At 46.7% G+C, this 14,709-nt stretch carries 10 protein-coding genes; 3 read left to right on the top strand and 7 right to left on the bottom strand.

The features are described 5' to 3' along the window. Positions 1–72 precede the first annotated feature (72 nt). Entirely contained in the window at positions 73–1,827 is a 1,755-nt protein-coding gene (locus R7P36_RS06375) for a hypothetical protein (protein ID WP_213899059.1), read from the bottom strand. A gap of 427 nt (positions 1,828–2,254) precedes the next feature. Between R7P36_RS06375 and R7P36_RS06370 the strand changes: the two genes are divergently transcribed. Further along, entirely contained in the window at positions 2,255–3,208 is a 954-nt protein-coding gene (locus tag R7P36_RS06370; RefSeq protein ID WP_053307982.1) for a M23 family metallopeptidase, read from the top strand. Further along, on the top strand, positions 3,112–3,564 hold the full coding sequence (locus R7P36_RS06365; RefSeq protein ID WP_080276973.1) for a bactofilin family protein: 453 nt from the start codon (positions 3,112–3,114) through the stop codon (positions 3,562–3,564). Before R7P36_RS06370 ends, R7P36_RS06365 begins: the two co-directional genes overlap by 97 nt. A gap of 87 nt (positions 3,565–3,651) precedes the next feature. Here R7P36_RS06365 and R7P36_RS06360 read toward each other — a convergent pair whose 3' ends face one another. Beyond that, complete coding sequence (locus tag R7P36_RS06360; protein ID WP_203345550.1) at positions 3,652–6,402, bottom strand: M16 family metallopeptidase; 2,751 nt, start codon at positions 6,400–6,402, stop codon at positions 3,652–3,654. Between the two features lie 364 nt (positions 6,403–6,766). Here R7P36_RS06360 and R7P36_RS06355 point away from each other — a divergent pair, with 364 nt between their 5' ends. Next, a complete protein-coding gene (locus R7P36_RS06355; RefSeq protein WP_182038132.1) occupies positions 6,767–8,653 on the top strand; it encodes a methyl-accepting chemotaxis protein in 1,887 nt (628 codons plus the stop codon). Positions 8,654–8,770: 117 nt separating this feature from the next. On the opposite strand, the gene fecE is transcribed toward R7P36_RS06355, so the two are convergent. The 5 genes from fecE to pvuA form a co-directional block, all read right to left on the bottom strand. Next, the gene (gene fecE, locus R7P36_RS06350) at positions 8,771–9,535 is read right to left on the bottom strand and encodes a Fe(3+) dicitrate ABC transporter ATP-binding protein FecE (protein ID WP_017634499.1); all 765 of its coding nucleotides are present in this window, start codon (positions 9,533–9,535) and stop codon (positions 8,771–8,773) included. A 2-nt stretch (positions 9,536–9,537) separates the two neighbouring features. Further along, a complete protein-coding gene (locus R7P36_RS06345) occupies positions 9,538–10,509 on the bottom strand; it encodes a FecCD family ABC transporter permease (protein WP_047102431.1) in 972 nt (323 codons plus the stop codon). Then, complete coding sequence (locus tag R7P36_RS06340) at positions 10,506–11,465, bottom strand: FecCD family ABC transporter permease (protein WP_250654690.1); 960 nt, start codon at positions 11,463–11,465, stop codon at positions 10,506–10,508. Before R7P36_RS06340 ends, R7P36_RS06345 begins: the two co-directional genes overlap by 4 nt. Before the next feature lie 74 nt (positions 11,466–11,539). After that, the gene (locus R7P36_RS06335) at positions 11,540–12,463 is read right to left on the bottom strand and encodes a Fe(3+) dicitrate ABC transporter substrate-binding protein FecB (RefSeq protein WP_025768676.1); all 924 of its coding nucleotides are present in this window, start codon (positions 12,461–12,463) and stop codon (positions 11,540–11,542) included. A gap of 101 nt (positions 12,464–12,564) precedes the next feature. Further along, positions 12,565–14,703 (bottom strand): TonB-dependent siderophore vibrioferrin receptor PvuA, encoded by a 2,139-nt coding sequence (pvuA, locus tag R7P36_RS06330; RefSeq protein WP_053303931.1) that lies wholly within the window; start codon positions 14,701–14,703, stop codon positions 12,565–12,567. Between the last annotated feature and the right edge of the window lie 6 nt (positions 14,704–14,709).

Below are 14,709 nucleotides of genomic sequence, written 5' to 3'. Positions count from 1 at the left end.
TTCCCACTCGCTTTTTAATACGGTACATAATAACAAAAGGCGGCTTCAAGCCGCCTTTTTCTACGCAATGTGTTACTGCTGTGCAACCGTTACAGGTTTAGTTGCACCGCGGTAATCAAAATCAAAACCAATACCTTGGTCTGTCACGTCCATCGTCATACCACCAACAAGCTCGCCTTGTAAGCTTTTGACAACATCATCCGGAACCGGCTCCCCTGTGATTGACGACGCACTCTCTAACACTTCCAAAATACGCTCTGAATCAAAATCAAAGCTGAACAAGCCATTTGGAGAAAGTGATTGCGCCATCACTTCTTTGCTTGCTTCCGCAGCACTATCACCACTGTAAAGGGTGAAATGGTTTTCGTTTAGACGAGCAAACACGTCCACCTTCATGCCAGTATGCATTTCTAATAGGTCACTGACATTAACAGGTTGGTTATCCGGTTGAATTTGCAATTGAGCAAGTTCAGGAACGAACATTTGCGCAGTTTGAATAAGCATCATTGGATCATTGGCAGAAAGAGACAACATACCATCTAGCTGGCTAAATACTTCACCATGCTGAGCATTAGTATCTACTTTGATATCAAACATTTGCAGGCTTAACCCTTTAAGGCCATTAACCATGCCTGACCCCATGCTTACAGCGGCTGCTGGATTCTGGCCGCCCATCTCTTGCTGCATTTGTGTCAATAAAGAGCATTGATATTGAGGCTGGGTCAAGTCAGCCCAAATCTGACCAATCGATGGCGCTAGAGTATTAATGTCTAAACCAAGCGCCATACTAAAGAAACTCTTATCACTTTTAGACTCAGCCAATACACCACGAATCGACTTGAGCGCATCTAGAATTACTTTATTGTTGGACTCAACAACAAAAGAACCTTTAATGAACGCCTGATCGCCTTTCATCTTGTATTCTGCAAACGCGACGGACTGAGGCCAGTTTTCTGCAACTTGAGTAAGCTCAGTATGGCAGGCTGGTGAACGCATTTCCTCAATAGTTGGTTCAGGATCTATTGCATCCAACGTGCTGATTTGACGAGCAAACATATTGCCATCTTTCGTCGTCAAACCTTTAATCACTTCGCGATGATCAAAGTAACCAAAAGAGTTGTTGTTTTCACCGTATTTGGCTTGCAACGCCTCAAGGCGTCCACTGTCAGCAATATTTTGACTTGGTGCTTCAAGCCCTAGTGCCATTTTAATCGGGTTTTGAACGCCCAGTTGCGGAACATCAATCGTTAACGTAAGCACGTTATCAACCACGGCTACAACCAAGCCAATACCTTCCTGCGGGTCAATTGAATCAGTCATCTCGTAACGACGATACTCGACTTCACCAAGCTTAACCAACTCATGCTTAGCGCCGCTCATCTGCTCTTCATGATCCAGTGTTTTCCATAACGCGGCAGGGTCTTCAATATCCACTTTGTACACCGGTACCATACCAATTGTGTACAACACAGGATTAATGTTTTCCCCGGTGCCCAAATAAGCTTTTAATGTTTCTGGCGACGCAGCACTCTCTAGGTATCCATCGAATAAGTTAACTGCAAACTGCTGTTGTGGAGACAGTGGTTCATCGGCAAAAAGTTCTGCAATCGAGCCTTGATTCGCCGTACCGAATGCGTTCATGTATTTATAATGGTTAAAAGGTTCTGTCTGATACGTCACCATAAGTGAATCTGCAGGAACTTGCGTTAACAGTGAGCCTGCATCACTCGCGGTAGTATTGTTTTGGTACAGGTAGCCAGCGCCCCCTGCTGCTGCGACCACTGCTGTAGCCAATAGTAGTTTTTTCACGACCAACTCCGTTGTCATAGTTATGTGTTCCTAAACGAAATGTAACGCTTAGGTTTAAAGCCAATGAATAGTGCTTTATATCAACCGCTATCATAAACAAGTTATCGATGTAATGAATGTCGGTTTGATAAATTATCCAACATTTATAAGGCAAACCGTGAAGTAAGTTGAATTGCGTGCGGATGCTATTGGCAATATTCACAATCCAATTTCTCGGATAACCGCCTTAAAAATCATAATATTCAGTTAAATGAAGCGATTTGGAGTAATTACGACCAAAATCAGCAGAATATTAAATCTTTATTGAGTCTTTTATCTAATATCTGAAAACGCCTCACGACCTGACACTTCTTTCCAATTTGCCTCTGGCGGTCCCTACTCGTTTTCCTTACATTCCTACTAACTCAGTGACGAGACGTATACCAAATACGAGCAATAGAAGACGATGAAAGACCAGTTGACGATCTCTATATCAACTATCAATGGCTCAAGACATTGGTACTTCAGTAAAAGGATGCAACGCAACATAAAAACGTTTTTCGTTTTTTTTGTTGTTGCTCTGGCCGCGACCGTAATCTTAATTCATCACTTGTACACTCGCGTTGATAATGCAGCGTTAAAACAAGCTGAATTGACAGAGCATTCACGCACCATGGGTGAAGAGCTCAGCACACTGAAAACACTTAAATCAGAGCTAGAAAATGACCTTTCAGAACGGGAAGAACGGGTACAACTTGTTTCGGAACGTTTGGGTGAATTAGAGAAAGTGCTTGGGGTTGGAGAACATACCTCGACAAATAACTTGGATGCTAGGCTCGATGCGGCGGCGATAACCTCAAACGTTCGCATGGTGTTATTAAACCAAATACCAAGTGGCTCTCCAGTCGGCAAGGTACGGCTATCTTCCGGATTCGGTAAGCGTATCCATCCGGTGACAAAAGTTGCCAAGATGCATCGTGGGCTCGATTTTGCCGTAAATATCGGCACCAAAATTTATGCCCCTGCCGATGGGGTAGTGGAAGTCACCCGCCGCAGTAATAAAGGCTCTGGTAACTTCCTCAGGCTACAACATTCTTTCGGTTTTTCGAGTTCTTATTCGCACTTGAAAGCGTTCAAAGTAAAAAGTGGTCAGTTCGTCAAAAAAGGGCAACTGATTGCAATTTCCGGCAACAGTGGGCTCTCTTCTGGCCCTCACCTGCATTACGAGGTGCGATTTGTTGGGCGAGCACTGAATCCGAAACCATTTGTCGATTGGAGCCTTAATGATTTCGAAGACATTTTTACTAAGGAGCGAAGAATACGATGGGAATCTTTAATCAAAACAGTGGAACAACGAGTAGCTCAGCAGCTTCAACTCTCATCGCCAAAGGCTGTTCTCTTAGCGGAGAACTCAAAGTAGAAAACGATGTCCAGATTGATGGCATCGTCGATGGTCAAATTAACGTGGAAGGCACTCTCGTTGTCGCAGAAAGCGGGCGAGTAAACGGTGAAATTTACGCTAAACAGCTGATCATTAACGGCATGATGGACGGAAACTGTCACGCAGAACACATTCAAGTGCTTGCCAAGGGACGCGTAAGCGGTAGGATCTGGAGCAATAACCTCAGCATTGAACCTGGTGGCAAATTCTTTGGTGAAGCAGCCGAATTACCTGAAAAGGAAGTGGTAACGCTCAAGGGTAAGGCTCAAGACAGTGCGATCACAAAAGAAAACAACACCAACAATGAAAAGCGACTTTCGCGTAAATCAGCATAAAAGCTTTGATTAAAGTGCTTAAAAAAGACGGCTTTCACGCCGTCTTTTTTATTACTATTGCCACGATTTTCGTCAGAAACTACGTGATTATTCGGCCGGATTTAAAACCATCACCGAGCGTTTTGCTTGTGGACCAAAAGCTGATTTTGCATGCGCTTTCACTTCATCTAACGTCACACTTTTAGCCACTTTCTCAACGTCAAGTAACACATCGACGCCGTAATCATGCACCAAATAACGAGTATATGCCCATGATCTCTGTGCTGGGTTGTCATCCAATCCTTGCATCGCGACTGCCAGTTGTTTCGCGGCCGTATCCACTTCTTTTTGGGTAATATTTGACGCTAAATCATCAAACACTTTGCCCAGTTTACTCTCTAAAAGTGCCACGTCTTCGGGCTCAACTTGAGACTCCAAGAGCCAATCAGAGATGGGTTCGCGATCTTGTGTCATGGTGTAAATGCTCGGGCTGTAATCAAGGCTAGACTCTTCTCGCACAATATCCAAAACACGTGCATTACTAATACGTTGCAAAATATCTTCGATAACCGTGTCTCTTGCCGTACGTTGGTAATCGCTCGTATTAGTCAAACGCATTACATACAACGATGAAGGTTCATGCCCATCCGCAACCACAGTTCGCTCCGGCACTTCCGGGTTAAACGCAACGTGATAATCAATCGAACGACTCGGTTTCATTTCGATAGAGGCCACATACTTACGCAAAAGTGGTGTAATTTCTTCCGGCTCTACGTTTGCAACAATAACCATCTTAAAGCCATCATTGGTTTTGAAAAGTTGCTCATGCACCGCTAGTATCTGCTCGGAAGTCACTTGTTCAACATCATCACTGGACACTATACGATGACGACTCCCCGGCAAATAAGAATTGCCGTTTGCTTTTTGAATCAGTTTTCCCATCGGTGATTCAAAAAAAGCGCCGCTCTGCTGTTTAAACTCTTGCTTCGCTGCCGCCATCTGGCGCTCGTCGACTTTAATCTCCGTCGCTAGGTTGTATAGTCCATTCAAAGCATCAGTTAGGTGCGTATTTGGCGCCGTAATTTGCGCTCCGTGACTGGTCGCATCAAGCATCGCGCCAAGCGCAATGTTGTTTTTGCGTAAGTAGCTATCTAGCTCTGAACCAGAAAATGCCCCTAACCCACTGCGTATTGCCGTTGTTGCTGCGATTTCATAAGCGGCATACAACGTCGGATCAACAGCGGCTTTACCACCTTGACTCGCATAATAAATATACGCTCGACCACCCGCTTTAGTATCTTTTTGGAACCACACTTCGACACCGTTTGATAGCGTATAGACTTGAAAACCACCCGCTTCCTGACGCATGCTCGTGATGCTGCCTTCCTGGGTAGGCTTTAAGAATCCATCCACTTTGTCATACATCTCTAACGGTTTTTCGCCAGTTTGAAGATAGGCACTGTTTAGAGCGGCAAATACACCATTGAACTGTTCTGACGTTTCGCTTTTCCCCAAACCAATAAAAAAGCTCGGCTGCTGAGATAACAAAGCCGTCAATTGTGTGTTAATGCTCTCTAAATTCTCGTTGTTGATGAATTCTGCCAAACTCTGGGCATAGTTCTCTTTTGATTGGCTGACACTGTCTTGTCCAATTTGAAAAACACGTGCTTCTGCGTAACTGTTTGGCTTACGCTGACTCCAATCTGAATCAATATTTGCAAGTTCACCTTGCCAATTTGACATAACGCTATCTAACTCGGATTGAGTCGCACCATAATCTCTCAACGACGCCAAGGTACGAATGAAAGTCTGGTGCATTTGTTCGCGGCGATCTGGTGCAAACGAAATCCCTGCCGACATCATACGCTGATAGTTAGAGTAATAGGGCTCTGCATAAGCGTATTGAAAAGGTTCAGCGGCATCACTGAGTACACGGATCAAACGCTGTTGAATGAGTTGTGTTGCGACTTCATCACGCCACACTTCATGTTGTTGCTCAATCGTCGTGCCGCCACTTAGACCACGCTCAATCACTAAATGAAGACTGGGTGATTCCATCGTGTTACTTGGCAAGATTCTGTTTTCGTTGTTCACTCGAATATCACGGCGCTTCTCTATTACCGTATCCGAGGTACTTTCCCAGTTCGAGAACTTGCTTTTGATAATCTTGGACAGTGAATCTACGTCGATATTACCAGTCACAATCAACTCGGCATTTTGTGGCTGGTACCATTTGTCGTAAAACGCCTTTAACTTACTCGAGGAAGCGTTTTGAATCGCTTCGCGAGTACCAATTGGGTCATGCTCACCATACATAGTGCCTTCAATCGAGGCTTGGTAAGCATGCATAGAAAAGGACTTATCATCCGGATTAGCACGTCGCCATTCCCCAAGAATCACCCCTTTTTCTTTCTCTACTTGCTCAGGAGCAAACTCAAGTCCGTTACCGATATCTCTCATCCACTTCAGGGCATCTTCTAGCTTCGTATTATTCGCAAGGTCAAGCTGGTAAGACGTTTGCTGATAACTGGTAAAAGCGTTGATATCAGCGCCAAAGCTACCACCAGATTGCTCGAAAAGTTTGACAACGTCGTTACCGGTAAAATGTTCACTACCATTAAACGCCATATGCTCAACAAAGTGAGCGTAACCCTTTTGAGAAGATGTTTCTTGGAATGAGCCGATATTCACCACCAAACGGACCGAGACTTCTTGGTCTTCTGTTGGATAAAGATGGTATTTCATACCGTTCGATAACTGGTCCACGTGCCAGTTGGCGTCAGGTTGAATCGGCGTCGACTGTTGTATCAGAGCACACCCTGACACTAATAACGCGGGGACTAACAATATACTGCGCATAACGATTGCCCATAACAATGATTAAGCTAATCAATATATATCCGGTGCTATAACCTTCACATTTTTAATGGATTATCAAATACGCAAATGTGATAAAGATCACCATTTATTGAAATGAATTCTCATTTACAAAAATCGACAAATCCTTACTTTACAAATACATAAATAATATCGTCCCAAATCCTTTTGCTTATTTGATGTAAAACTCAAATTCGCGACATGGAGTCAGTATTTATTTTGAGCAATAAAATATAATTATTGAACAGATTCGAATCTGACTTTCTGCTGCATATTCAACAGCGCAGAGAGCACTGATGAGAATAAAAACACAACAACTATTATTCAAAGATCTATTATTCGCTTTATGTTCAAAAATCTATCATTAAAAAACAAACTGGCAATCTCTGCCAGTGCCGCCATCATTCTAGGGGGAGTGCTGGTAGAGGGGCTGTCTTTTCGAGATTCATTAAATAGGCTCGATGTCGAAGTCGCACAGCGACTAGAAAGCACTAGCGCATCTTACAATCAATACGTAAAGGACTGGCTACTCTCTAAAGAGCGCGCACTAACGTCACTCTCTTCTGATTCAGAGAAACGTTCTCTGGTTACGCATTTGAAACAAGTCCGAGACTCTGGCGCGTTCGATAACGTTTTCCTCGCTTACCCGGACGGGTCACAAGACAACGCTAATGGGGTGGTTTTGCCACCAGGTAATAACGATCCTCGTAAGTGGGGTTGGTATACCAATGCAATCGCCAACCCATCGAAAGTCTTTATGGATAACCCAACCGTCGCAGCAGCCACGGGGGCTAACGTCGTGTCGCTCGGTAAAGCCCTGCAATTGCATGGTCAAACCGTCGTTCTGGGTGCTGACGTAGAGATCGGTGATATCCTGAACAGTCTGAACCAAGTGATCCTACCGGGTGAAGGTTATATGTTTATTGCCAATGAACAGGGCAATATTTTCACTCATAACAACGGTAAACTGCTGAATCAACCGGTTAGCAAGCTAGGCCTCAACAACAACGACATTACGTCTGCCGCACGTTCAGGTACAGAGCGTCGCGTCTCTATTAACGGCACCGAATATGTGATTTACGCGCGCCACATAGAGGGTACCAAGCTCACAACAGTGACGGTGTTAGATCAAAACTCGTTGGTTGCCCCACTCTACGATGCTGTTTGGGATCAGATCATCGCAACCACCATCGTCGTCGTTATCTGCGTAGCTTTGTTTAATCTGCTATGTAACATCTTGTTCCGTCCGCTCTACAACGTTTCGAATGCGCTTGCACAAATCGCAAACGGTAGCGGCGACCTAACTCAACGCATCAAAGTAGAAAACCGTGACGAAGTTGGTGAGCTGGCTGAAAACTTCAACCAGTTCGTTGAAAGTTTGCAGCAACTTATTGGTCACATTCGTCACCAAGCGGAAGAACTGAGCCAACAATCGGAGCTGAGCACGACTCGCGCGAATCAATCGGTTTCCGATCTGAACCATCAGCAACAAGAAATCACTATGGTGGCGACCGCTGTGACTGAAATGGCATCAGCAACGCAAGAGATTGCAGCACATGCAGAGCAGACGGCTAAAGCCGCTCAAGACTCTTCAGCAAGCACACAAAACGGTCATGAGTTGGTGATCAATTCCAAATCGTCCATCAATAATTTGTCTTCTGAAGTCAACCAAGCGAGCGTTGTCATCGGTGAGCTCAACCAGCACGCGCAAGACATCTCAACCGTGCTATCAACGATTCGAGACATCGCAGAGCAAACCAACTTACTGGCTCTGAATGCGGCGATTGAAGCGGCGCGTGCAGGTGAACAAGGTCGCGGTTTTGCCGTTGTTGCAGACGAGGTTCGCGTGCTATCACAACGCACACACACCTCAACCGAAGAGATTCGCTCGACGATCGAGACCTTGCAGCAAACCACACAACGCGCTGTGACCATCATGGATACAAGCTCTCAGCTCGCGCAAGGTTCGGTGGAAGATGCTGATCGCGCAGCACTGGCTCTGGATGAAATCAACGCGGCCGTTGCGCTGATCAGCGATATGGCAACGCAAATCGCGACCGCCGCCGAAGAGCAAACGCACGTAACCAATGAAATCACGCAAAATGTCACGTCCATTAAAGATGTGACCGATCACTTGGTAGTTGGTGCCGAAGAATCGATGAATCAATCTGCTGAGCTGAAATCGCAAGCTGAGGATCTCAACTCGAAAGTGGCGACGTTTAAACTGGCTTAAACGCCACATTAAGGACGCTCTTAAAAACAACAAACCCCGCTAGCAACTTTGTTACTAGCGGGGTTTGTTTTTATGGATCGACGTTTTTATTGCAGATAGCTTTCCAAAGACGTAAACCTACACCGCCACACACATCGGCGTGCCTGAGATTGGGTCATTAAATACTCTCGCTTGTAAATCAAACACCGATGACAACATGCCTTCTGTCATTACCTCTTGCGGTGTTCCCTGCGTGACTAACTGACCTTTTTCCAACACCACCAAATGATCGCAGTAACGGCACGCTTGGTTTAGATCGTGCAGCACTACGACCACTGTTTTGCCTTTGTCGTTCATCTGCCTCATGAGTTTCATCAGCTCAACTTGGTGAGAGAGATCCAAGTAAGTGGTTGGCTCATCAAGCATCACTACGTCGGTATCTTGCGCCATTACCATCGCAATCCACGCCCTTTGCCTTTGACCGCCAGACAGCGATTCAACTGGCTTGTCAGCAAACTCAATCACGCCAGTATCTTGCATTGCTTGCTCGACTAAGGTCTTGTCTTGTTGACTTAACCGGCCCCAATGAGAGAGATAAGGCGAGCGGCCATATTCGACCAGTTTTCTGACGGTAATACCTTCAGGACTGACAAGAATCTGCGGCAGCAAAGACAACGAACGCGCCAAGCGTTTATCACCGTAGCTGCTTAGTGGTTTGTCGTCATACAACACTTGGCCAGAAGCGGGTTTATTGATGCGTACCAAGGTTTTTAATAGTGTCGATTTACCGCAACCATTTGGACCAACTAGTGCGGTAATTTTACCTTGAGGAATCGACAAAGAGAGATCTGGAATGATGGTCTGTTTGCCGTACGCGACGGATAAGTTCTGCGTTCGTAACATGCTTACCAACCTCTATAACGATACAAAAGAAAAATGAAATATGGTGCGCCAATAACAGATGTCAGCACTCCCGCTGGTAGCTCAATTGGTGGCTGTAAGCCTCTCGCTAAACCATCGGCGCAAATCACCAACAAAGCGCCAAGGGTTGCAGCGGCTGGAATCAACAACTTGTGGTTGTGGCCAAACAGCAAACGCGCAAGATGCGGCGCAAGCAGGCCAACAAAGCTGATCGTGCCTGCCACAGACACACTGATACTCGCCAATAGCACGGCAGCAATCAACGCAATAATTTGGATCTGTCTTGGTTTCGTGCCAAGTGTAGTGGCGCTTTCTTCTCCCAGTCCCATAACATCTAGCCGCCAAGCCAGCCAAAACGCCAATGGTAGTAGCAGCAATAAAGCACTCCAAATAAACGGCACTTGTTGCCAGTTTCGTCCCCACAAACTGCCGGTTAGCCATACCATCGCCGTGTTGATTTCAATAGGGTGCACAATCAGAAGAAAATCGATACCGCTAGCTAAAAATGCGCTGACAGCAACACCAATCAGCGCCAAACGTGCTGGTGTTGGTTTCGACCAGTAAGCCAGCACAGCAATAAAGCCAGCAGCAAGCAAGCCTCCCGCCATGGCGACCATCGGCAACATTGCCACTGGCGCATTCGGATACAGCACCAAACAAGCGGTAGCCGCCAGTCCTGCTCCGGCGCTTATCCCCATTAAATCTGGTGAGGCAAGTGGATTACGGATGACGCCTTGAACTAAAACGCCTGACAGCCCCAACCCAGCGCCCACGCCAATGGCGAGCAACATTCTCGGTAATCGATATTGGTGAATCACAAAGTCCGAGTCAGAGAAAGAAAACAGTAATGCAAAAACCTGTTGAGCCGACATGTTCGCCGCACCAACAAACAGCGTGAGAGAAGACGCAATCAGCAACAATCCAACTAATGCAAACAGTTTGGTTTGATTCATCATGATGATTTCCTCATTGCAATCGCGATAAAGCAAGGTGTGCCCAACAGCGCGGTAATCACGCCCACTGGCGTTTCAGCCGGAAAAGCAATCGCTCGTGATAAAGCATCTGACCACGTCACCAATGCCGCGCCACACAAGGCGGAAACCGGAATGAGAATGTGATAGTTGTGACCAACAATCGGGCGTACCAAGTGCGGCACTAACAACCCGACAAAGCCAATTGGCCCAGCAATCGCTACGCTAGTTCCTGCCAACAGCACAACCGCTAAACCACTGATAAATCGCGTAAGACGAATGTTACCACCTAGCCCAACAGCAACTTCGTCCCCCAACGCGAGTAAATTTAAGTTTCGCGCTAAGCCCATGGCGAGCACCAAACCTAAAGTCGCAAAAGGCCACAGTTGCTGCCACTGTTCAGAATCTACCGCGGAGAGTGAACCCGTTAACCAATGCAACACGCTGTAAGCCATGTCATCCGCCAAAATTACCGACGCACGAGTTAACCCTATCAGCAGTGCACTGATGGCAATGCCCGCTAGCACTAAACGCAATGGGTGAGAACGCGCGGAAAAAAAACCGCCCAACAACATGACCGCACCACCACTTAGTAGCGCGCCGAGTACTGCGTTGATGATTGAGTTCAATTGACTAAAGAATGGTACGCCGATGGACGCCAAGGCCATAAAACAAGCCGCACCAGCATTAATGCCGAGAATGGATGGCGACGCCAAAGGGTTACGAGTTAATCCTTGCATCAGCACTCCGGATACCGCAAGCGAAGCGCCAATTAATAACCCAGCATAGGCACGAGGCGCACGCAGCGTCGCGAGGATTTGATGCAGCATATTGCCCTCATCAAACGCAAACCAATAGCTTGTCAGATCATTAACGCTCAAAGAAAAGTTGGACCAGCCAATCATTGAGGCTGCATAGCCTGAGAGCGTACACAACGCCATAGCACAGACAAACAAGCTCGCTTTCCAATGCGATTTGCTAACCGAAGACGCGCTTTCCGAGCTTATCGCCGCACTCATGAGCGCTCCAATAACGCTTCAAGATTGCGGGCAATTTCTTCCGCAGCCAACATGCCGCGATTTAACGACCACAGTTCAGGAGAAACCTCAACAAGTTGCTGTTTTTTCGCAGCAGTTAGCAACTTAAACAATGGATTTTTGCGCCACTCATCCACAATATTTGGTTGAGAGTAAAGTCCAACTAACAACCAATCAGGGTTGGTTTTTAGTAAAAGTTCGAAACTGGTTGGGATATACGCTTTTTGCTCAGATGGAGCCAGCGGGCTTTGGATGCCCAGCATACTCAAAACGCCCCCAGCGTAAGAAACCGGGCTATGCAACCACATCCCTTTGTCAGAAACCACACCAAACTGAATGGTTTCTTGTGTTGCAAAATGCTGTTTGAACTCCGCCATTGTCTGTTTGTGCTGCTCAATTCGTTGTGTCATTTTCGCTTGTTTGCCAATTGCCACGCCGATTTTGTGTGCGGATTCGAGATTTTCTTGATATGTCTCACCACGGCTTTTTAACAGCAAAGTTGGCGCAATTCGCTGCAAATCTTGATAAATCGCGCGATGACGTTCTGCATCAGCAATGATCAAATCCGGCTTGAGCACCGCAATCGCCTCTAAACTCGGTTGCGAGCGCATGCCGACCGATTGCCAAGGACCAACCTTGGCACGAACAGCAGGAATGACTCGTGTGGCATCGTTGTCATCGGCGACGCCTACAGGTGAGACATCGACTGCCGCTAATGCATCGACAAACGAAAATTCTAAAACCACAATACGTTGAGGTATCGCTTCTAGCTCAAAAGTGCCTTGCTCATCTTGCACGCTGCGCGCCTGAGAAAATGCGCTAAATGACATCAAAGCTGAGCTCAACAGCATCAGCAAAACGGTTGAAAAGTGTTTGATCGTAAATTGTTTTTTATTTTTCATCTTGCTTTTTTCCAGTGCTAAGAGTTTTCCATTACCTAAGATCGGCAAAGTCGCCAAGGTAAATTGGCGACTTTTCTTTTCAAACTCGGTGAACGAAACGCTTAAAACTGATAGTTCAGATCCAGTGTGTAAGAGCGTCCCGGAGCTGGGTACCGACCAACTGGGCTTGTATCAATCCCGCGGAAGTAATACTCCTCGTCAAACAAGTTGTTCACCGCAACATTCATGCGTAACTTGCCTTTGTCGTCTTTGTATAAATCCGTCCCCAAGTTGAAGTTCCACACCATGTAAGATGGTACTTTACCCGTTGCGCCAGTTGCATCTTCGGCACTGGTGTTGGCGTTATCGGTATACGAATCACTAAAGTAGAAGCCCGATAGCGTGGTGTCCATGCCGTAAAATGCGTAGGTTGCATCCCAACCAAGCTGATGCTTAGAGGTGTAAGGCAGTTGATTACCTTTATTCGCGCCTTCTTCTTCAAGCGTAGCGTCTAGATAGTTGTAGCTTGCGCCTAAACTCAGTGCAGGTAGTGCTTCAGGCACGTAACGAGCAGAAAGCTCTATGCCTTGGTGAAGTGTTTTTCCGATGTTATCGAAGGTCTGCGTTGAGCTTTGCCATTGCAATTGATCTTCAAAGTCGATGCGATAAAGTGCAGCGTTAAAGCTGGTCGCATCTTGGGTGTAACGCGCGCCGACTTCGTAGTTCCAAGCCAGTTCGCTACCTTCTTCACCCAAACCTCGGATGTAGGCAATTTGTGGCGCACGAAGTGATTTTTGCGCGTTCGCATACGTCACCCACTGGTCAGTTAAGTTGTATGCCACCGTCAAACCTGGCAACCATTCCGTCACGGTGTTGTCTGCCGTTTGTTTTTTACCACGATCGGTAAACGTCATTCGAACCGACTCAACACGCAACCCAGGCGTTACCTTCAATGTATCATTGAACAAACCAATTTCGTTGCTAACGTATCCAGCAAACGCGTCCGTATCTAGATGCCAATCACGCGGAACGCTGGTTGCACCACCGGCGATTGGAGTCTGAGTGAGTTTGTAGTCAATGTCTTCATTAACATAACGGGTACCCACGATCCAGTTTTGAGTAACGGATTTACCTTCGCCAAAGTACATCGCCATTTTTGGCTCTATACCATACACGGTAAATTCACGTGGAGAGGTACGAACGTCCGTCGCTGGCAGAGCCGGATCCGCCCAATGGCCACCCGCGCTGTTAAAGCCCCACTTGAAAAGACGCTCTGACTTATGGCCAAACGTTAGCACTTCTAGCTCGGCACTGTCGGCAAATGGCAAATCGTGAATGTACTTAACACTCCAGCGCGTCGACTTACCTTCATAATCATCGTAAGGACGTTTCGATTGGTGACGATCTTGCTCGTAATCTTGTGGCGAAAGTGCGCCCGGCATTTGCGTTTCAGCATCGTAACGTTGCAGGAATGCTTGAATCTCTTGAGTGTCACTCAGTAGCCACTGTGCTTTGGCTTGGAAGTTCTTCACGTCCGTATCGGAATGTTCACGGAAGCTTTCACCTTTTAGGAAGTTACCTTCCAACTGTAGTGCAAATGTGTCGCTTAACCAGCCGCCCGTGCGTAGGTAAAAATCATTCAGCGGCGCATCACCGCCATCAAACACGGTAAGGCGGTTACTGATTTCAGTTTGCCACGTGTGTGGAATCGGTTTGGTCACTAAGTTGATCACACCACCGACGTTGTTTGGGCCGTACTGTACTGCGGCACCACCGCGTACAATGTCAATACGATCAAGCATCGACAGTGTTGCTGGGAAGATAGACTGACCAGTGTGACCATATGGCGCAAGTGTTAGCGGTACACCATCCATCAAGAACTGAGCATGACCACTACGGCTTGCTTTCAAACCACGTACGGAAATGTTAGGCAATACGCCCGTTCCGCTTTCATCCTGAACTTTAATACCCGGCACGCGCTGCAGCGCGTTATCAATCGAGCCTGCGGCGGTTTTCTCGATTTGATCGCGGGTAATGACGGTACGAGCACCTGGGTACTCTTTGACGTCTTCAATTTCAGATTTACCAATCACGCTACCAGTGACAACGACGGTTTCCATCGCGGTAGTTTGTTCTTTTTTAGCAGGAGCGGCAACCGCGCTCATGGATGTGGCAGAAGCGATTGCAATCGCAAGCACACTGTAAGTGGTAGACAAACCAGCACGTACACGCACTTTACCATCCAAATTCTGGTAAGACATTAAGAT

The sequence above is a fragment of the Vibrio sp. 397 genome (assembly GCF_033339395.1).
Classification (GTDB): Bacteria; Pseudomonadota; Gammaproteobacteria; order Enterobacterales; family Vibrionaceae; genus Vibrio; species Vibrio alginolyticus.
This window is presented reverse-complemented; position numbering and strand designations above follow the sequence as displayed.

Bases quoted from the DNA above. Each gene is read 5' to 3' on its own strand.
- R7P36_RS06375 (WP_213899059.1), bottom strand. From the start codon at position 1,827: ATGACAACGGAGTTGGTCGTGAAAAAACTACTATTGGCTACAGCAGTG.
- R7P36_RS06370 (WP_053307982.1), top strand. From the start codon at position 2,255: ATGAAAGACCAGTTGACGATCTCTATATCAACTATCAATGGCTCAAGA.
- R7P36_RS06365 (WP_080276973.1), top strand. From the start codon at position 3,112: ATGGGAATCTTTAATCAAAACAGTGGAACAACGAGTAGCTCAGCAGCT.
- R7P36_RS06360 (WP_203345550.1), bottom strand. From the start codon at position 6,402: ATGCGCAGTATATTGTTAGTCCCCGCGTTATTAGTGTCAGGGTGTGCT.
- R7P36_RS06355 (WP_182038132.1), top strand. From the start codon at position 6,767: ATGTTCAAAAATCTATCATTAAAAAACAAACTGGCAATCTCTGCCAGT.
- fecE (WP_017634499.1), bottom strand. From the start codon at position 9,535: ATGTTACGAACGCAGAACTTATCCGTCGCGTACGGCAAACAGACCATC.
- R7P36_RS06345 (WP_047102431.1), bottom strand. From the start codon at position 10,509: ATGATGAATCAAACCAAACTGTTTGCATTAGTTGGATTGTTGCTGATT.
- R7P36_RS06340 (WP_250654690.1), bottom strand. From the start codon at position 11,465: ATGGCGTTGTGTACGCTCTCAGGCTATGCAGCCTCAATGATTGGCTGG.
- R7P36_RS06335 (WP_025768676.1), bottom strand. From the start codon at position 12,463: ATGAAAAATAAAAAACAATTTACGATCAAACACTTTTCAACCGTTTTG.
- pvuA (WP_053303931.1), bottom strand. From the start codon at position 14,703: ATGTCTTACCAGAATTTGGATGGTAAAGTGCGTGTACGTGCTGGTTTG.